Origin of the sequence: Bradyrhizobium sp. HKCCYLRH3097 (genome assembly GCF_051167875.1) — a bacterium.
In the GTDB taxonomy this organism is placed as follows: domain Bacteria; phylum Pseudomonadota; class Alphaproteobacteria; order Rhizobiales; family Xanthobacteraceae; genus Bradyrhizobium.
In genome coordinates, this window is record NZ_JBNPTX010000005.1 from 144,759 (window position 1) to 161,812 (window position 17,054).

The window sequence follows — 17,054 nt, forward strand, 5'->3', positions numbered from 1 at the left end:
GCGCCGATTGGATGCATTCGAGGAGCGAGATGCTTTGCTGATGCAGCTCAATTATGGCAAAGTTTCTTTGTGAGAGGTCGGGCCTGCGTGCTAGAAAGGACCATCGGAGTCGAGGCATGAAGTCCCAGCGCCCCATTGCAGCGGAGGAAGAGCATCGCGTGGTGCCGTTCCGGCCGCGCAGCAGTCCGGTGCGGCGCGTCACCGAGGGCGGCAGTCCGCCGATTCAGCTGCATCGGGGCGAGCGGCCGACACTCGATCTCTCCCGGTATGAGCAGCCCCGCGAGGAGCCCGATGACTTCCGTCACCGCATCCTGGCCAACATCGCCGCCATCGCCTTCACGGTCGCGTTGACCGCGATCGGCATCTGGCTGGCGATGAGCATTGCCGACCTGCGCAAGACCCAGGACTGCCTGCTGACCGGACGGCGCGACTGCGCCCGCATCATCACCGAGACCTACACGCCCTGATCCCCCTGCTGGACGCGGCTGCCGCGGCCGACGAGGCATCACAATCCCGCCACAACCGCCGTGTCCGGCTCCATTGAACTCACCGCGTCGCTCCGATATACGGGCACACGACTCCCGGGCGACGGGGGTAGAAGGGCTCGCATCAGACGGCCCCGGGGGCGCGGTGTCCTCCCGTCGCCACCTACCGGATTAGCTCCAAAATATCAAAGGCTTAGTGATGTCCTCAACATTCGATCAGGTCGCCACGATCATCGCTGAAACCTGCGACATCCCGCGCGACACGATCACGCCGGATAGCCATGCCATCGACGATCTGGGCATCGACAGCCTCGATTTCCTCGACATCGCATTTGCGATCGACAAGGCCTTCGGGATCAAGCTGCCGCTCGAGAAGTGGACGCAGGAAGTCAACGACGGCAAAGCCAGCACCGAGCAGTATTTCGTGCTGAAGAACCTGTGCGCCCGCATCGACGAGCTGGTCGCCGCCAAGGGCGCGTGAGCGCCCGCCATGCAGATCGAATACTTCCTGCTCATCGACCGCATTCTCGATCTTCGGCTGGACGAGAAGACCATCACCGTCGAAGCCAAGGTCCCCACCGAAAGCACGATCTTCGAAGGACATTTCCCGGGCTATCCGATCATGCCCGGCGTTCTCCTGATCGAATCGATGGCGCAGACATCGGGCTGGCTGCTGCTCGCGCTGATGAAGTTCGAGCGGATGCCGTTCCTTGCCGCAGTCAAGGAGGCCAAGATGCGCGGCTTCGTGTCGCCGGGCGAGGTGCTGACCGTCGAGGCCAACGTGCTGCACGAGGGCTCCGGTTACGCCATGACCGAAGCGCGCGTGAAGGTCGGCGGCAAACTGCGTTCGAATGCGACCATCACTTTCAGTCACGTCCCCTTCCCCAATCCGGAGCTGCGCGGGCACATGGACGCCGTCGCCGAGCGCGTCGGCTTTCCGCAACAGGTCCTGCAGCGATGAGTGAGACGACAACCGTGACCTCCGAACCCGTCGAAGTCTGGATCACCGGTATCGGTCTTGCGACCTCGCTTGGCGAGGGACTCGATGCGAACTGGGACGCCCTCAACTCCGGCCAGATCAACGTCGATGAGCAGGGTTTCGCGCCCTACATCGTGCATCCCTGGGCCAAGGTGAATCTGGAAGCGCAGATCCCGAAGAAGGAGCAGCGCCAGATGGAGGCGTGGCAGCGCATCGGCACCTATGCCGCCGGGCTTGCGCTGGATTCCGCCGGCCTCAAGGGCAACAAGGACATCCTGTCGCGGATGGACATGATCGTCGCCGCGGGCGGCGGTGAGCGCGACATCTCCGTCGACACCGCGATCCTCAACGCGGAAGCCCAGGGCAATTGCACGCCCGGCTTCCTGAACGATCGGCTGATGAGCGACCTGCGCCCGACCCTGTTCCTGGCGCAGTTGTCCAACCTGCTCGCCGGCAACATCGCGATCTCGCACGGCGTCTGCGGCACCTCGCGCACCTTCATGGGCGAGGAGGTTGCGGGCGTCGACGCGTTCAAGATCGCTTTGGCCCGCATCGCCGGCGGCCAGAGCGACATCGCGCTGGTCGGCGGCTCGCACAATGGCGAGCGCAAGGATCTGCTCGTGCTGTACGAGTTCGGCGACTACAATCTGAAGAACGAATTCAAGCCGGTCTGGTCCCGCAAGGACCATCCGGGCTTCGCGCTCGGATCGGCCGGCGCGTTCCTGGTGCTGGAATCCAGGCCGCATGCCGAGGCCCGCGGCGCCAAGCCGCTGGCCCGGCTCAGCAAGGTCGTCGCCGACCGCGCCCGCCGCAAGGAGGCAGGCGCGGTGACGGGAACGCTGGACCGTCTGTGGTCGGCGCTCGACGTCCACGAGGCCCCCGGCGCCATCATCACCGGCGCGACCGGCGCCGAGCCGGTGACGTCGGAGGAGCGCGCATTCCTCGACCATCACAAGGCGTTCGCGGTGCGCTCGAGCGGGACCCGCTTCGGCCATTCGATGGAGGCGCAGTTCGCGCTCGGTCTCGCGCTCGCTGCGCTCTCGATCTCGCGCGGCGCGCTGTTCGCGCCGGGTGACGCCTCGGGCGTGGAGACCGACATGAAGGATGCTCCGGCCCAGATCGTGGTGGTCGGCGCCGGCCATTACCGCGGCGAAGGCATGGCCTTGGTCGAAGCAGTCAAGTGAACGCGGCACGGCCTTAAGAAGACACGACGGGGGACATCATGAGTGTACGCGACAAGTTTGGACGCCCCATCGTGGTCGTGACCGGGATGGGCATCGTCACCTCCCTTGGGGCCGGCAAGTCCGATAACTGGAACAAGCTCGTGGCCGGCGAGTCCGGAATCCGCACCATCACGCGGTTTCCGATCGACGGCTTGAAGACGACCATGGCCGGCACGGTCGATTTCGTCCCCGTGGCGCCGTTCACGTCGACGGGACTGTCCGAGCGGCTCGGTCACATGGCTGTCGAGGAAGCCATCGCGCAGGCTGGAATCGGCAGCAAGGGCGATTTTCCGGGCCCGCTGTTTCTCGCCGTGGCGCCGGTCGAGATCGAGTGGCCCCAGCGTCTGGAGCTCGCGCACGAGGTTGGCGGCACTCAGTTCACCTATGACGACCTGCTGAAGGTCTGCGGCGGCGGCAAGTTCGTCAACTATCACCACCGCTTCCTGTTCGGCTCGGTCGCCGATTCGCTGTCCGACACCTTCGGCACCAAGGGCTCGCCGATCTCGCTGTCGACCGCCTGCGCCTCCGGCGCGACCGCGATCCAGCTCGGCGTCGAAGCCATCCGACGCGGTGAGACTGACGTCGCGCTATGCGCCGCCACCGAAGGCTCGGTCAATCCGGAAGGGCTCGTGCGCTTCTCGCTGCTGTCGGCGCTGTCGACCCAGAACGACCCGCCGCAGGCCGCCTCCAAGCCGTTTTCCAAGAACCGCGATGGCTTCGTGATGGCCGAGGGCGCCGGCGCGCTGGTGCTGGAAAGCTACGACGCGGCCGTGGCGCGCGGCGCCAAGATCCTCGGCGTCGTCGCTGGCTGCGGCGAGCTGACCGACTCCTTCCACCGCACCCGTTCCTCGCCGGACGGCAAGCCGATCATCGGCTGCATCCGCAAGGCGCTAGCCGATGCCGGCATGGCCCCTGAGCAGATCGACCATATCAATGCCCACGGCACCGCCACGCCCGAGAACGACAAGATGGAATATGTCGGCGTCTCCGCCGTGTTCGGCGAGCACACCAGCAAGATTCCAGTGTCGTCGAACAAGTCGATGGTCGGCCACACGATCTCGGCAGCCGGCGCGGTCGAGGCGATCTTCTCGCTGCAGACGCTCGAGCATCAGCGCATTCCGCCGACCATCAACTACGACATTCCGGATCCCGCGATCCTGTTCGACGTCGTCGGCAACAAGGCCCGCGATGCGCGTGTCACCACCGTGATGTCGAATTCGTTCGGCTTCGGCGGCCAGAACGCCTCGCTGATCCTGACGCGCGAACCGGCCTGATCCGCCGCTGCCATCGATGAGTCTCCTGCCCCTCCGGACCAAGCTCGTGATCCGCCGAGCCGTGAAGTCGGCCGGGGCTTCCGCCGTCGGCGCGCTGACGGTCGGAATGCTCAGGACCACGCGCTATTTCGACCCGCAGAAGACGGCCGACCGCTTCGCGCGCATTGCGCAGATGATCGGGCCACGCCTGCGCGAGCAGCGCATTGGTCGCGACAATCTCACCGCGGCCTTCCCGGAGAAATCGCCCGAGGAGATCGAGAGAATCCTCGCCGGCGTGTGGGACAATCTCGGCCGCGTCGGCGCCGAGTTCGCCCATCTCGACAAGATCTGGGATTACGACGAGGCGCATCCCGAGCGCAGCCGGATCGAGCTGTCGCCGCGCACCCATGAGCTGTTTCATCAGCTCCGTCTCGACGGCAAGCCAGCCCTGATCTTTGCCAGCCATCTCGCCAATTGGGAGATGCCGGCGCTGGCGGCGGTCGCCCATAAGCTCGATACGGCGATCCTTTATCGTCGACCCAACATCGCCGCCGCCGACCGCATCATCCAGGAGATACGGCAGGTCAAGATGGGCACACTCGTCCCGGCCGGCCGCGATGCGCCGCTGCGGCTGGCACAGGCGCTCAAGAACGGCCAGCACGTCGCGATGCTGGTCGATCAGTACCTGACCGGCGGCGTGGAGGTCACCTTCTTCGGCCGCAAGACCCGCGCCAATCCGATGCTGGCCCGTCTGTTACGCCAGGTCGAATGCCCCGTGCACGGCGTCCGCATCATCCGCCTTCCCGGCAATCGCTTCCGCGCCGAAGTATCGGAGGAAGTGAAGCCGGTACGGACGGCCGACGGTCAGATCGACATCCAGGGCACGACGCAGGCGGTCACCGACGTCGTCGAGAGTTGGGTCCGCGAATATCCCGAGCAATGGCTCTGGCTGCACCGGCGCTGGCGGTAGTCGGCGCCCGGGCAAATTCCACCACGAGGAAGTGGGACTGCAGCATCTTCTACCGCTGACGGGCCATTCGAAGAAAACTCTTACCTCTTCCATCGCCGCTCGCTACCTTTGCCGCGTATCCGACGGCTGTTCGGAAGCTCCAGGGAGGACAAGCGCGAATGTTTTCGCACGTGATGATCGGCACCAACGACCTCGACAAGGCCAAGGCCTTCTACGACAAGCTGCTGGGGACGCTGGGCGTGCGCCCCGCCAGGGTCGACGGCCACCGCATTTTCTACATCACACCGACCGGCATCTTCTCGGTGTCGAAGCCGATCAACGGCCAGCCCGCGACCCCTGCCAATGGCGGCACCATCGGCTTTGCCTGCAGCTCGCCCGAACAGGCCGACGCCTGGCATGCGGCGGGGCTCGAAGCCGGCGGCACCACCTGCGAAAACCCGCCCGGTGTTCGTGAAGGTTCGGCCGGCAAGCTGTATCTCGCCTACCTGCGCGACCTCGACGGCAACAAGCTCTGCGCGATGCACCGGATGACGTGATCGATCTCAACCGATTTGTCAGATCAAACCAAGCGATCAAGTCTCGTCATTCCGGGGCGATGCGCAGCATCGAACCCGGAATCTCGAGATTCCGGGTCTGGTGCTTGCGCACCATCCCGGAATGACGGGAGTCATCACCTGCCCGTCTTCACCTTGGTCCAGAGCCGGTTGATGATCCGCTGCGTCGCCGGCTCACGGGCGGTGATGACGAACAGCTTCTTCAAGGTCGCGTCGTCCGGATAGATGTTCTTGTCGCCAAGGATCTTCGGGTCGATCAGCTTCTGGCTGGCGAGGTTGCCGTTGGCGTAGGACAGGAAGTCCGAGTTCTTCGCCGCGACCTCGGGGCGGTAGAGGTAGTTGATCAGCGCATAGGCTTCGGCGACGTGCTGGGCGTCGGCGGGAATGGCAAAATTGTCGAAGAACATCTGTGCGCCCTCTTTCGGGATCGCATAGCCGATCTCGATGCCGTTCTTCGCTTCCTGGGCACGGCTCCTCGCCTGCATGATATCGCCGGACCAACCGACGACGAGGCAGATCTCGCCGGTGGCGAGCGCGCTGAGATATTCCGACGAATGAAACTTGCGCACCGATGGTGCGACCTTGCCGACCACCTCGGCCGCCTTCTCCAGGTCGGCCTGCTTGGTCGAGTTCGGGTCGATGCCGAGATAGTTCAGCGCGGCCGGAAAGATGTCGTCGGCGGAATCCAGCATGTGGACTCCGCAATCCTTGAACTTGGCGAGGTTCTCCGGCTTGAACACCATGTCCCAGCTGTCGATCCGCGCGCCGGGACCCAGGATCTTCTCGACCGCCTTGACGTTGTAGCCGATCCCGGTCGTGCCCCACATGTAGTTGACGGCGAACTGATTGCCGGGATCGTAGGTGGCGAGACGCTCGGTCACGACAGGCCAGGCATTGGCGAGATTCGGCAGCTTCGACTTGTCGAGCGGCTGGAAGATTTTTGCCTTGATCTGGCGCTGCAGGAAGTACGCGGTCGGCACCACGACGTCGTAGCCGGATTTGCCGGCGAGCAGCCGCGTCTCCAGGGTCTCGTTGGCGTCGAACGTGTCGTAGACCACCTTGATGCCGGTCTCCTTGGTGAAGTCGTCAAGGACACCGGGCGCCATGTAGTTCGACCAGTTGTAGAAGTTGACGACGCGCTCCTCGGCGCGCCCCGCCGGTACGGAAAGCGTCAACGCCGCGACGGCCAGCGCCAGAGCCGAACCCATGCAGCCGCGCGTCATCACTTGTCTCCTAGCGCCGGTGGATGGCGTCCGACAGGCGCTCCAGCGCCGTATCCAGGGTTGCGTCCTTCTTGGCAAAGCAGAACCGCACCACGGAGGTCACGGCATCCGTCTCGTAGAACGCCGACACCGGGATGGCGGCCACCTTGTAGTCGTGGACGATACGGCGGCAGAACTGCTCGTCGGTCTCGTTGAGGCCGAGCGGCGAAAGGTCGACGGTCAGGAAGTAGGTTCCCTGCGCCTTCAGCACGGGAAAGCCCAGGCTTTCGAGACCGGCCGTGAGCCGGTCGCGGCTGCGCGCAAGCTCGCTGCGCATGTTGACGAAATAGTCGTCCGACTTGCCGAGGCCGTAGGCGACCGCGACCTGCAGGTTCGGCGCGGTCGTGAAGGTCAGGAATTGATGCACCTTGGCGGCCACGCGCAACAGATGCGGCGCGGCGCAGACGAAGCCGATCTTCCAGCCCGTCAACGAGAAGATCTTGCCTGCCGAGCCGACCTTGATGGTGCGGTCGCGCATCCCGGGAATCGCGATCAGCGGAATGTGCGCGCGGCCGTCGAACACGACGTGCTCCCAGACCTCGTCGCAGATCGCGACCGCGTCGAACTCCTGGCAGAAGCGTGCCAACAGCTCGAGGTCCTCGCGCGGGTAGACCACCGCGGCCGGGTTGAGCGGGTTGTTGAACAGTACCGCCTTGGTCTTTGGTGAGAACGCCTGCCGCAGCATCTCCTCCGAGAGCCGCCAATGCGGCGGCTCGAGGCGGACGAGGCGCGGAATGCCGCCGGCCTGGCGGATGATCGGCAGATAGGAATCATAGACCGGCTGAAAGCAGATCACCTCGTCGCCCGGCTCGACCACCGACAGGATCGCCGACGTCAGCGCTTCGGTGCCGCCGGAGGTGACCATGACCTCGCTCATCGGATCGAGATCGAGCTTGTGCCAGTGCTTGTAGTGCGCGGCGATGGCCTGGCGCAGCTCCGGCAGGCCCATCATCGACGGATACTGATTATAGCCGTTGAGCACCGCGTCGGCTGCGGCGCGGCGGATATCCTCCGGGCCCGGATCGTCCGGAAAGCCCTGCCCCAGATTGATGGCGTCGTTGTCGCGCGCGAGCTGCGACATCTGCTCGAAAATGGTGACGGGCAGGTCGGCGAAGACCTTGTTCTGCGAGATCATGATCGCCTGTCAGCCGCCGGTCCTGGTCGGCAGGCCGGCCGCCTTCCAGCCGAGCATACCGCCCTGGAGATGCTTGTCGTAGGGCAGCCCGGCGACCTGCGCGGCGAGCGATGCCGTCACCGAGCGCTTGCCGGAGCGGCAGGCGAACACGACGTCCTTGCCTTGGGGATCCGGGATCAGCTTCGGGTCGAAGCCCGACAGCGGAACGACGACGCCGTCGGGATAGGCTTCCGCGGAAACTTCATTCGGCTCGCGCACGTCAACCAGAAGAATTCGCCCTTCCGCGATCCCCTGGGCCACGTCCTGCGGGGTCAAATCGTGCACAACAGCCACGCCCATCCTCCAAGCCTTCAGCGGGGCCGTATCGGCCCTGATCCGGCCGCCAAACTCACCCCAGACGCTGCGAAAATCAAGCGCTTCGGCACGCTGACGGGATGGGTCTCGAGCTCAGATCGTGACCTGGGTGCCGACCTCCACCACCCGCCCGCTCGGGATCTGGAAATAGTCGGTCGCATCGTTGGCGGAGCGGCTCATCGAGATGAACAGGTGATCCTGCCAGCGCGGCATGCCTGAATGCGCAGCCGGCTTCAGCGCACGGCGCGACAGGAAGAACGAGGTCGACATGATGTCGAACTGCCAGCCGAGCTTGCGCGCGATCGCCAGGGCGCGCGGCACGTTGGGCGATTCCATGAAGCCGAAGCGCAACGTCACCTTGGAAAACGTCGGACTGATCTGCTCGAGGCGAACGCGTTCGGACGGCTCGATGCGCGGCGTCGGCGCGGTCTCGATCGTCAGGATCACGTTCTTTTCGTGCAGCACCTTGTAGTGCTTGAGGCTGTGCATCAGCGCGGTCGGCGCGCTCAAGGGATCGCTGGTCAGGAACACGGCCGTACCGGCCACCCGCTGCGGCGGACGCTTCTCAAGCATGGTCACGAGATCGGCGAGCGGGAATTCGAGCTTGCGCGACTTGTCGAACAAGAGCCGGCTGCCGCGCCGCCACGTGTACATCAGCGTCATCACGAAGCCGCCCAGCGCCAGCGGCACCCAGCCGCCTTCGAACACCTTCAGGAGGTTCGCCGCCAGGAAGGTCAGGTCCAGGAACAGGAACGGCGCAATCAGCGCGGCGGCCGCGAACGGCGACCACCGCCAGACCTTCCAGATCACGACGAAGCCCATCATGGCCGTCACGACCATGGTGCCGGTGACCGAGATGCCGTAGGCCGAGGCCAGCGCGCTGGACGACTTGAACATCAGCACGAGCAGCATGACGGAGATCAGCAGCAGCTTGTTGATGCGCGGAATGTAGATCTGGCCCGAATGCGCTTCGGAGGTGTGACGGATCTCGAAGCGCGGCAGCAGGCCGAGCTGGATCGCCTGCCGGGTCAGCGAATAGGCACCGGTGATGACGGCCTGGCTCGCGATGACGGTCGCCATGGTGGCGAGCGCGACCATCGGGATCAGCGCCCAATCCGGGAACATCAGGAAGAACGGGTTCTCGATCGCCTTCGCGTCGGCGATCACCAGCGCCCCCTGCCCCAGATAGTTGAGCGCCAGCGACGGCAGCACGATGAACAGCCAGGCGGTCTGGATCGGCCGCTTGCCGAAATGGCCGAGGTCGGCATACAGCGCCTCGGCGCCGGTGACGGCCAGGAACACCGCGCCGAGCGTGATGAAGCCGATGATCCCGTGATGCAGCATGAAGGTCACGGCATGCAGCGGGTTGATCGCCCACAGCACCTCCGGATGGTGCAGGATCGGCGGCAACGCCGCGATCCCGATCACCAGGAACCAGATCAGCATGATCGGGCCGAAGAACGCCGCCACCTTGGCCGTGCCGCGCACCTGGACCGCGAACAGCATGACCAGGATGATGACCGTGAGCGGCACGACGTAGGGATCGAACGCCGCCGTCACCAGCTTGATGCCCTCGATCGCCGACAGGACGGACAGGGCCGGCGTGATCACCGCGTCGCCATAGAACAGCGCGCCGCTGACGATACCGAGCAGAACGATGACGCTGGCTCCGCGCGTGACCGCGCGCTGGGCGAGGGCCATCAGCGCCAGCGTTCCGCCCTCGCCGTGGTTGTCGGCGCGCAGCAGGATCACGACGTATTTGAGGGTCACGACGACGATGAGAGCCCACAGGATGAGCGAGATCACCCCCATCACGGCGTGAGGCGCAGGTTCGCCGCTGCTGCTCGCAGCCATGACCGCTTCGCGCAACGCGTACAGCGGGCTGGTGCCGATGTCGCCATAGACGACACCGATGCTTCCCAGTGTCAGCGCCGCGAAGCTCGCCGTGGAATGGGCGTTGCCATGCCCGTTGGTCGCCGGCGCTTCCGCGGGCGTAGCTGCGACGTCGACTGTCATGGGGTAGCCCCCTCGAGGACTCGTTAATGCTTCACTGCACAACGCGGCAGAGCGCGCGGCTTATAGCGGCAGCGCGTTGCGACGGACCTGTCGGGAATGCGCCTCAGCCATGCATTTAGGCATACATGAGACGTCAGGGAAGACCAACCGATCAAATCGTTACCTGGGTACCCACCTCGACGACCCGGCCCGTGGGAATCTGGAAATAGTCCGTGGCGTCGTTGGCCGACCGGCTCAGACCAATGAAGAGATGGTCCTGCCAGGTCGGCATACCCGACTGGGACGATGGCTTCAACGAGCGGCGCGAGACGAAGAACGACGTGGACATGATGTCGAACTGCCAGCCGAGCTTGCGCGCCACCGCGAGCGCGCGCGGTACATTCGGGGATTCCATGAATCCGAAGCGCAGCCGCACCTTGGAAAACTTCTCGCTGATCTTCTCCATGCGCACGCGCTCCGAGACATCGACCCGCGGCGTCTGTGCGGTCTCGATGGTCAGGATCACGTTGTGCTCGTGCAGCACCTTGTTGTGCTTGAGATTGTGCAGCAATGCGGTCGGCACCGAGGTCGGATCGCTCGTGAGAAACACCGCCGTGCCCTTGACGATGTGAGGAGGCCTCTTCTCCAGGCTGGTGATCAGGTCATCCAGCGGAACCTCGATCTTGCGCGTCTTGAGCACCAAGATCGCCGAACCACGCCGCCAGGTCCAGATCGTCACGACCATCGCGGCACCGAACAGCAGCGGAACCCAGGCTCCTTCGAGGAGCTTCAGCAGGTTGGCGCTGAAGAAGGTCATATCGACGATGACGAAGGGAGCGATCACGGCAGCCGCCACGGCCGCACGCAAGTTCCACAGCTTCCAGATCACCACGAAGCCCATGATGCCGTCGGCGACCATGGTGGTGGACACTGCGATGCCGTAGGCGGAGGCGAGATTGCTCGAGGTCCGGAACAGCAGGACCAGCAGCAGCACGCCGATCAGCAGCAGCCGGTTGACCCGCGGCAGATAGATCTGGCCGGCATGGCTCTCCGACGTATAGCGCACCTCGAAACGCGGCAGCAGACCGAGCTGGACCGCCTGGCTGACCAGCGAATATGCGCCCGTGATCACGGCCTGGCTCGCGATGACAGTCGCGGCGGTGGCCAGCACCACCAGCGGCAGCAGCAACAGTTCAGGCACCATCCGGTAGAACGAATTCTCGATCGCGGCCGGATCGGACAGCACCAGGGCGCCCTGCCCGAAATAGTTGATCAGCAGCGCCGGAAGCACGAAGAACAGCCAGGCCGACTGGATCGGCTTGCGGCCGAAATGACCGAGATCTGCATAGAGCGCCTCGCCGCCGGTGACCGCGAGGAACACCGCGCCCAGGGTGACCAGGCCGATCGTGCCGTGCGAGAGCAGAAACTGCACCGCATAGTAGGGATTGATCGCCGCGAGCACCGAGGGGTCGTCGCGGATGTGGACCAGCCCCATCACGGCGAGGGCGGTGAACCACGTGACCATGACCGGGCCGAAGGCGGAGGCGACGCGCGCCGTCCCCTTGCTCTGGACCGCGAACAGCACGACCAGGATGAACACGGTCAGCGGCACGACATAATGCTCGAGCGCAGGCGCGGCGAGCTTGAGGCCTTCGACCGCCGACAACACCGAGATCGCCGGTGTGATCATCGAGTCTCCGATGAACATCGAAGCGCCGATCACGCCCAGCGACATCAGGAACAGGCTGCGCCGACCCAAAGCCCGCTGTCCGAGCGCCATCAGCGACAGCGTTCCGCCCTCGCCGTTATTGTCGGCGCGGAGCAGCAGCAGGACGTATTTGGCTGTCACCACGATGAACAGCGACCAGAGGATCAGCGAGAGCACGCCGAGCACGATGATCCGCGACACCGGGTGCCCCTGAGCAGCGCCGTGCGCGGCCTCGCGAAAGGCGTAGAGGGGCGAGGTGCCGATGTCTCCGAACACCACGCCGATGCTGCCTAGCGTCAGCCCCCAGAACCCCGACGTGCTCGCGGTGTCCTGTCCTTCGGTCGATGTCGCGCTGGCCGTCATGTGCTCGGAACGCATCTTCCCTGTTTGGCCCGGCGCGTGTGAACGTAGACCGTTCGCAGGTCAAGTCTCTACCGTAAGCAGACCTATGTTCCCAGCCCGCAACCAAACGGCACGGCTGACACAGATGTCGCATGCCGCATCGCGGCAAGTGCCTTTAGCCCAAGCATCCTGAGGCAGATGTCGGATCTGCCTCAGGCGAATCAAGTGGCTGCTGATGCTCTTCGTTGCCGTTCGCAGGCGCCCGTGCGGCAATATGATGCGGGAGGCAAAGCGTCCCGGCTACGGCTTCAGATCGGGCGGCAATGGCGGGTCTTCCCGCATCAAGGTGATCGTCACGCGGCGGTTGGCGGCCAGCGAGGGATCGTCCGGGAACAGTGGCTGGCTATCCGCCTTGCCGGAGACCGCGTAGATGTGGCTCGCCGGCAACCCTTCCCGCTCCAGGATCTGGCGTACTGCGTTGGCGCGGTCCGCCGACAGGTCGAAACCATCATAATCGCTCCGGGCGGGAACGAAGCCGGCGGCCGTGTGCCCGGTGATCTGGACCCGAAGCGGTGTCGCCTTGAGCGGTGCGGCCAGCTTCTCGATCAGGCGTCGCGTGCGGTCGAAGGGCACCTTCGAGCCATCCGCGAACATCGACCGCCCGTCCTGGTCGACGATCTCCAGGTTGAGCCCCTGCTTGGTCTCTTCGAACATGATGTGCTTGGAGATCTCGGTCATCTCCGGCATGTCCTGCAGCGCCTGACGCAGCGAGGCAGACGCCAGCGCGAACTGGCGATCGATCTTCAGCTTGGCGCCATTGGTATGCTGGCGCTCCTCCTGCTCGGGGCTGGGCTCGCGCGCGGTCTCCTCCGGCGAGATGTGGGCGGCGTTCTTGAGCTTCGGCCGGGTCGGCAGGCCGTCGGATTCCACGATGCCCGAATAGCGCGACTCGGACTGCACGCCGAAGGCGTCGCGCATCGAGCCTGCGACGACTTTCAGCTTGTTGTTGTCCATGGTCGAGAACGCGACCAGCATCACGAAGAAGCTGACCAGAAGTCCCATCAGGTCGGCAAAGGTCACGAACCAGCCGTGACCGCCGCCATGCGCATCGCCCCTCTTCTTCTTGGCCATTGCCTACCCCACCCCGGATCGCCCCGCCGCAGCCGATCAGGCCGGCACGGGCTCGCCTTCGGCGTGGCGATGCTTCTCAGGCAGATAGGCCAGGAGCATTTCGCGGACCAGGGCGGGGCTCTTGGAGTCGCGGATCATCAGGATTCCGTCGATGATCAGCGTCCGGTTGGTTTCCTCGTCCAGCAGCTTGCCATGCAGCTTGTCGGCGATCGGCAGACAGATCAGGTTCGACACCAACGCGCCGTACAGGGTCGCGAGCAGCGCGGTCGCCATGAACGGGCCGAGCTTCGAGGGGTCGGTCATGTTGGCGAACATCTGCACCATGCCGATCAGCGTGCCGACCATGCCGAACGCCGGGGCGCAGTCGCCGATGGCGCGATAGATCTTGCTGCCTTCGTCGAGGTGCATCAGGAAATTGTCGCGGTCACGCTCGAGATTGTCGCGGATGAATTCGAGGTCGTAGCCGTCGGCCACGTAGCGGATTCCCTTGGCGAGGAACGGCTCGTCGGTCTCGACCTTTTCCAGGCCGACCGGGCCCTGCTTGCGCGCGATCTCGGCAATGCGGGCGAGCTCGTCGACGAGCTCGCGGGCCGACAGACGGCTCATGGTGAAAGCGTACTTCATTCCAAGCGGAACGCCGTGCAGCATAACGCCCAGCGGGAAGCGAATCATGGTGGCTGCGATCGAACCGCCGAAGATGATGATTGCGGCGTGCTCGCTGACGAACATCTCGAGATCGCCGCCCAGCAGCATCATCGTCGCGATGACGATCACGCCAGCCACGAGCCCCGCACTCGTCATAATATCCATGAGTCAACTCCACCCGCGTACGCAAACCACGACCCTGCCGGACCGACGCGGTGCTTCTGGACCGCATGTCACGAGACTAGATGTCCGCCATTAAGGACGAGTTACTGAATTCGGTAGGCATAATGAAACGTAAACAGCAGCGCCGCAGACCACGCCGACTCGCTCAAGCGGCTGAGGATCCGGACTTGAGCAGGTTCGCCGCGGCGAAGACGGCCGACTGATCGAATGATCGCTGCATCTTGTGGACCATCTCCAGCATCTGCGCCGGCTCCATCGTCGCCGATCCCACCTCGAGTTCGCGCGACAGGCGCGACAGCGCCGAGAAACCGAACGTCGCCGACGAGCTCTTGATCGAATGCGCCTCACGCCTCAGTTCGAGGCGATCCTCGAACTTGGCCGCAAGCGTGCCGAACTTTCCGGACGTATCGTCGAGGAACGTGCGCAGGACCTCCAGCGCATCCTCTTCGCCGAGCTCGGAGACCAGGATCTGATAGACGGATTCGTCGAATTGCACCCAGTCGGTCATGCGACAAGCCTTTCCTTGTGTGTAGCAGCGGCCGCGCGAAGCAGAGCGGCATTCAGTCGATCGCGCGTGACCGGCTTGGTCACGAAGTCGTTCATGCCGGCGTCCGTGCAAGCCAGATGATCCTGGCTGGTGGCGTTGGCCGTCAGGGCAACAATGTAGATGTCCTGGGCGGGCGGCGGCAGCGAGCGGATCATCCGCGTCGCCGTCAGCCCGTCCATCTCGGGCATCATCATGTCCATCAGCACGAGATCGTAGGCCTGCCTCTGCACGGCCGCGATCGCCTGGGTTCCGTTCTCGACGATGTCGTAGCGGTGACCGAGCTTGTCCAGGAGCTTCTTGATGACGAACTGATTGGTCAGATTGTCCTCGGCAACGAGGATCTTCAGCGGCTCGAGGCTGCCCGGACGTTCCTCGGCGATCGTCTCACCGACCGGCACGATGGTCGCCTCGGGCGCGCTCACCTGCTCGACGTCCGGCTGCGTCTGGACCTGGATCGAGAAGGTGAAGGTGCTTCCCTCCCCCACCTTGCTCTGCACCGTGATGTCGCCGCCCATGCAGGTGACGAGGCGCTTGCAGATTGCGAGCCCCAGACCGGTGCCGCCAAAGCGGCGCGAGATGGAATTGTCGACCTGCGAGAACTGCTTGAACAGCCGGCTGACGGCGTCTGCGGGAATGCCGACGCCGGTATCGGCGATCGAGAACACCAGCGTCAGGTGCGGCCCGGCAAGGTTCTCGGCACGGACATCGATATGGACGCCGCCCGATTCGGTGAATTTGAGCGCATTGCCGACCAGGTTGAACAGCACCTGGCGCAATCGCGCGGGATCGCCGACCACGTAGTTCGGCACCTCCGGCGCGATCGAGGTCGTCAGCTGCAGACCCTTTTCCTTGGCGCGGGACACCAGCAGCTCGGCGGTCGCCGTCACCGACCGGTGCAGGTCGAACTCGATGTGCTCGATCTCCAGACGATCGGCATCGAGCTTGGAGAAGTCGAGGACGTCGTTGAGCAGCTGCAACAGATAGTCGGCCGACTCGCGCAAGGTGGTCGCGATCTTGCGCTGCTCCGGCGCGAGGTCCGCCGACAGCAAGAGATCGGCAAGGCCGATGACGCCGTTCATCGGCGTGCGTATCTCATGGCTCATCATCGCCAGGAATTCGGAGCGCGCCCGCGTACCTGCCTCGGCGGCATCACGCGAGGCGGCAAGCCCCGCCTGATAGCGCGCAATCAGGATCGTGATGATGCCGATGACCACCGTCAGCAACGCTCCGACCAGCAGATCACGATCGCGGTTGAGCTTGAAGGCGCTGAAGATCTCCTCGAAGGCCTGACCGACGATGACCACCAGCGGCAGATCATTGATGCGCTGGAACGAGTAGATGCGCGTGACGCCGTCGATCAGACTTTTGAAGGTGTAGAAGCCGCTGCTTCTGTGCTGAATGGCGCTCATCACCGGGCTGCCGGCGAGCGAGGATCCGACGCCCCCTGGACCCGCAGAGGCCCGTGCGCGCACGATGCCGTCGAGACCGAGCAGTGTGACATTGCCCTTCTTGCCGAGATCGACCGAATTGTAGAAGCTCGACAGATATTCGGGGTCGAGCGAGACCACCACGACGCCGCCGAACGAACCGTCCGGCATGATGATGCGGCGGGTCAACTGGATCGACCATTTGTTGGAGACACGGCCGAAGATCGGCTTGCTGATGAAGAGAAAATCATCCTTGCCGTCGACATGAACGCGGAAGTGCTCGCGGTCGCGCAGGTCGAGGCCCCGCATCTTCGGATCGATGTTGCTTGACAGCATGATGCCGTCCTTGCCGATCACGACGACCTGAAACGAGAAGTCGGACAGGAACTGGCTGTTCTTCGACCATAGCGACATGTCGAAGTTGTGCGGGTCCCTGGCATAGGAGTCGCGGACGTAGAGCAAGGTCTGATCTGCCGCGCGGATCGAGCGGATGATCTGCTCCTCGAACGCGCGGGCCAGATTGGCGCCGTTCTTAAGCGCCGACTGCTCGGTGCGCGTATACTCTTCAGAGATGGTGTAGAAGATGCCGGCCCACACCAGGGCGATCGCCGAGAGGCCGATCGCGGCGCTGCCGAAATGTCCGATCAGCCGAACCATCTTGTCGACGGTCCGGTCGAGCCGCCCGAACAACGGCCCGGATTTCGATATCAGCCTGCGCATGTCCTTCGCCCTCGGGCGACATGCCTATCGGGACAGGCTAGCCATCAGGTAAAGCTTGATGGATAAAATCTTCTCAACGAGCGACGGCCGCTCAACCTTCGGCGAATTCCGGCCTGTTTGCGGGTAATTCGTCACCGTGTG

Annotated in this window: 16 protein-coding genes; 7 read left to right on the forward strand and 9 right to left on the reverse strand. The window is 64.3% G+C overall.

What is annotated here, in order from left to right:
- Positions 1-116 precede the first annotated feature (116 nt).
- The 7 genes from ACQR0U_RS14600 to ACQR0U_RS14630 all read left to right on the forward strand — a co-directional run bounded on the left by ACQR0U_RS14600 (position 117) and on the right by ACQR0U_RS14630 (position 5,446).
- A complete protein-coding gene (locus tag ACQR0U_RS14600) occupies positions 117-467 on the forward strand; it encodes a hypothetical protein (protein ID WP_315714489.1) in 351 nt (116 codons plus the stop codon).
- Positions 468-684: 217 nt separating this feature from the next.
- Entirely contained in the window at positions 685-966 is a 282-nt protein-coding gene (locus ACQR0U_RS14605; protein ID WP_006609130.1) for an acyl carrier protein, read from the forward strand.
- Positions 967-975: 9 nt separating this feature from the next.
- Complete coding sequence (locus tag ACQR0U_RS14610; protein WP_315714490.1) at positions 976-1,446, forward strand: 3-hydroxyacyl-ACP dehydratase FabZ family protein; 471 nt, start codon at positions 976-978, stop codon at positions 1,444-1,446.
- On the forward strand, positions 1,443-2,648 hold the full coding sequence (locus ACQR0U_RS14615; RefSeq protein ID WP_316171234.1) for a beta-ketoacyl-ACP synthase: 1,206 nt from the start codon (positions 1,443-1,445) through the stop codon (positions 2,646-2,648). Before ACQR0U_RS14610 ends, ACQR0U_RS14615 begins: the two co-directional genes overlap by 4 nt.
- Before the next feature lie 38 nt (positions 2,649-2,686).
- A complete protein-coding gene (locus ACQR0U_RS14620) occupies positions 2,687-3,961 on the forward strand; it encodes a beta-ketoacyl-ACP synthase (protein WP_409977896.1) in 1,275 nt (424 codons plus the stop codon).
- A gap of 16 nt (positions 3,962-3,977) precedes the next feature.
- The gene (locus tag ACQR0U_RS14625; protein ID WP_316173961.1) at positions 3,978-4,910 is read left to right on the forward strand and encodes a lipid A biosynthesis lauroyl acyltransferase; all 933 of its coding nucleotides are present in this window, start codon (positions 3,978-3,980) and stop codon (positions 4,908-4,910) included.
- A gap of 158 nt (positions 4,911-5,068) precedes the next feature.
- Complete coding sequence (locus tag ACQR0U_RS14630; RefSeq protein WP_315714493.1) at positions 5,069-5,446, forward strand: VOC family protein; 378 nt, start codon at positions 5,069-5,071, stop codon at positions 5,444-5,446.
- Positions 5,447-5,580: 134 nt separating this feature from the next.
- Here ACQR0U_RS14630 and ACQR0U_RS14635 read toward each other — a convergent pair whose 3' ends face one another.
- From ACQR0U_RS14635 to ACQR0U_RS14675, 9 genes are all read right to left on the reverse strand, one after another.
- On the reverse strand, positions 5,581-6,687 hold the full coding sequence (locus ACQR0U_RS14635) for a polyamine ABC transporter substrate-binding protein (RefSeq protein WP_316202159.1): 1,107 nt from the start codon (positions 6,685-6,687) through the stop codon (positions 5,581-5,583).
- 10 nt (positions 6,688-6,697) lie between these two features.
- Entirely contained in the window at positions 6,698-7,861 is a 1,164-nt protein-coding gene (locus ACQR0U_RS14640; protein WP_315714495.1) for an aminotransferase, read from the reverse strand.
- Between the two features lie 9 nt (positions 7,862-7,870).
- Positions 7,871-8,200 (reverse strand): rhodanese-like domain-containing protein, encoded by a 330-nt coding sequence (locus ACQR0U_RS14645; RefSeq protein ID WP_434843430.1) that lies wholly within the window; start codon positions 8,198-8,200, stop codon positions 7,871-7,873.
- 108 nt (positions 8,201-8,308) lie between these two features.
- The gene (locus tag ACQR0U_RS14650; RefSeq protein ID WP_315749695.1) at positions 8,309-10,231 is read right to left on the reverse strand and encodes a potassium transporter Kup; all 1,923 of its coding nucleotides are present in this window, start codon (positions 10,229-10,231) and stop codon (positions 8,309-8,311) included.
- A 151-nt stretch (positions 10,232-10,382) separates the two neighbouring features.
- A complete protein-coding gene (locus ACQR0U_RS14655) occupies positions 10,383-12,281 on the reverse strand; it encodes a potassium transporter Kup (RefSeq protein ID WP_315827469.1) in 1,899 nt (632 codons plus the stop codon).
- A 279-nt stretch (positions 12,282-12,560) separates the two neighbouring features.
- Positions 12,561-13,391 carry a flagellar motor protein MotB gene (locus ACQR0U_RS14660; protein ID WP_315714498.1) on the reverse strand — a complete coding sequence of 277 codons (831 nt, stop codon included), beginning with the start codon at positions 13,389-13,391 and terminating at the stop codon, positions 12,561-12,563.
- A 36-nt stretch (positions 13,392-13,427) separates the two neighbouring features.
- Positions 13,428-14,201, reverse strand: coding sequence for a motility protein A (locus ACQR0U_RS14665; protein ID WP_315714499.1), 774 nt, complete (start codon positions 14,199-14,201; stop codon positions 13,428-13,430).
- 163 nt (positions 14,202-14,364) lie between these two features.
- Positions 14,365-14,727 (reverse strand): Hpt domain-containing protein, encoded by a 363-nt coding sequence (locus ACQR0U_RS14670; RefSeq protein WP_315749694.1) that lies wholly within the window; start codon positions 14,725-14,727, stop codon positions 14,365-14,367.
- Entirely contained in the window at positions 14,724-16,913 is a 2,190-nt protein-coding gene (locus ACQR0U_RS14675) for a hybrid sensor histidine kinase/response regulator (RefSeq protein ID WP_315749693.1), read from the reverse strand. The genes ACQR0U_RS14670 and ACQR0U_RS14675 overlap by 4 nt, the downstream gene beginning before the upstream one ends.
- Positions 16,914-17,054 lie beyond the last annotated feature (141 nt).

What these genes read in the sequence shown, in the direction of transcription:
- ACQR0U_RS14600 (WP_315714489.1), top strand. Translation starts at nt 117, where the DNA reads ATGAAGTCCCAGCGCCCCATTGCAGCGGAGGAAGAGCATCGCGTGGTG.
- ACQR0U_RS14605 (WP_006609130.1), top strand. Translation starts at nt 685, where the DNA reads ATGTCCTCAACATTCGATCAGGTCGCCACGATCATCGCTGAAACCTGC.
- ACQR0U_RS14610 (WP_315714490.1), top strand. Translation starts at nt 976, where the DNA reads ATGCAGATCGAATACTTCCTGCTCATCGACCGCATTCTCGATCTTCGG.
- ACQR0U_RS14615 (WP_316171234.1), top strand. Translation starts at nt 1,443, where the DNA reads ATGAGTGAGACGACAACCGTGACCTCCGAACCCGTCGAAGTCTGGATC.
- ACQR0U_RS14620 (WP_409977896.1), top strand. Translation starts at nt 2,687, where the DNA reads ATGAGTGTACGCGACAAGTTTGGACGCCCCATCGTGGTCGTGACCGGG.
- ACQR0U_RS14625 (WP_316173961.1), top strand. Translation starts at nt 3,978, where the DNA reads ATGAGTCTCCTGCCCCTCCGGACCAAGCTCGTGATCCGCCGAGCCGTG.
- ACQR0U_RS14630 (WP_315714493.1), top strand. Translation starts at nt 5,069, where the DNA reads ATGTTTTCGCACGTGATGATCGGCACCAACGACCTCGACAAGGCCAAG.
- ACQR0U_RS14635 (WP_316202159.1), bottom strand. Translation starts at nt 6,687, where the DNA reads ATGACGCGCGGCTGCATGGGTTCGGCTCTGGCGCTGGCCGTCGCGGCG.
- ACQR0U_RS14640 (WP_315714495.1), bottom strand. Translation starts at nt 7,861, where the DNA reads ATGATCTCGCAGAACAAGGTCTTCGCCGACCTGCCCGTCACCATTTTC.
- ACQR0U_RS14645 (WP_434843430.1), bottom strand. Translation starts at nt 8,200, where the DNA reads ATGGGCGTGGCTGTTGTGCACGATTTGACCCCGCAGGACGTGGCCCAG.
- ACQR0U_RS14650 (WP_315749695.1), bottom strand. Translation starts at nt 10,231, where the DNA reads ATGACAGTCGACGTCGCAGCTACGCCCGCGGAAGCGCCGGCGACCAAC.
- ACQR0U_RS14655 (WP_315827469.1), bottom strand. Translation starts at nt 12,281, where the DNA reads ATGACGGCCAGCGCGACATCGACCGAAGGACAGGACACCGCGAGCACG.
- ACQR0U_RS14660 (WP_315714498.1), bottom strand. Translation starts at nt 13,391, where the DNA reads ATGGCCAAGAAGAAGAGGGGCGATGCGCATGGCGGCGGTCACGGCTGG.
- ACQR0U_RS14665 (WP_315714499.1), bottom strand. Translation starts at nt 14,201, where the DNA reads ATGGATATTATGACGAGTGCGGGGCTCGTGGCTGGCGTGATCGTCATC.
- ACQR0U_RS14670 (WP_315749694.1), bottom strand. Translation starts at nt 14,727, where the DNA reads ATGACCGACTGGGTGCAATTCGACGAATCCGTCTATCAGATCCTGGTC.
- ACQR0U_RS14675 (WP_315749693.1), bottom strand. Translation starts at nt 16,913, where the DNA reads ATGCGCAGGCTGATATCGAAATCCGGGCCGTTGTTCGGGCGGCTCGAC.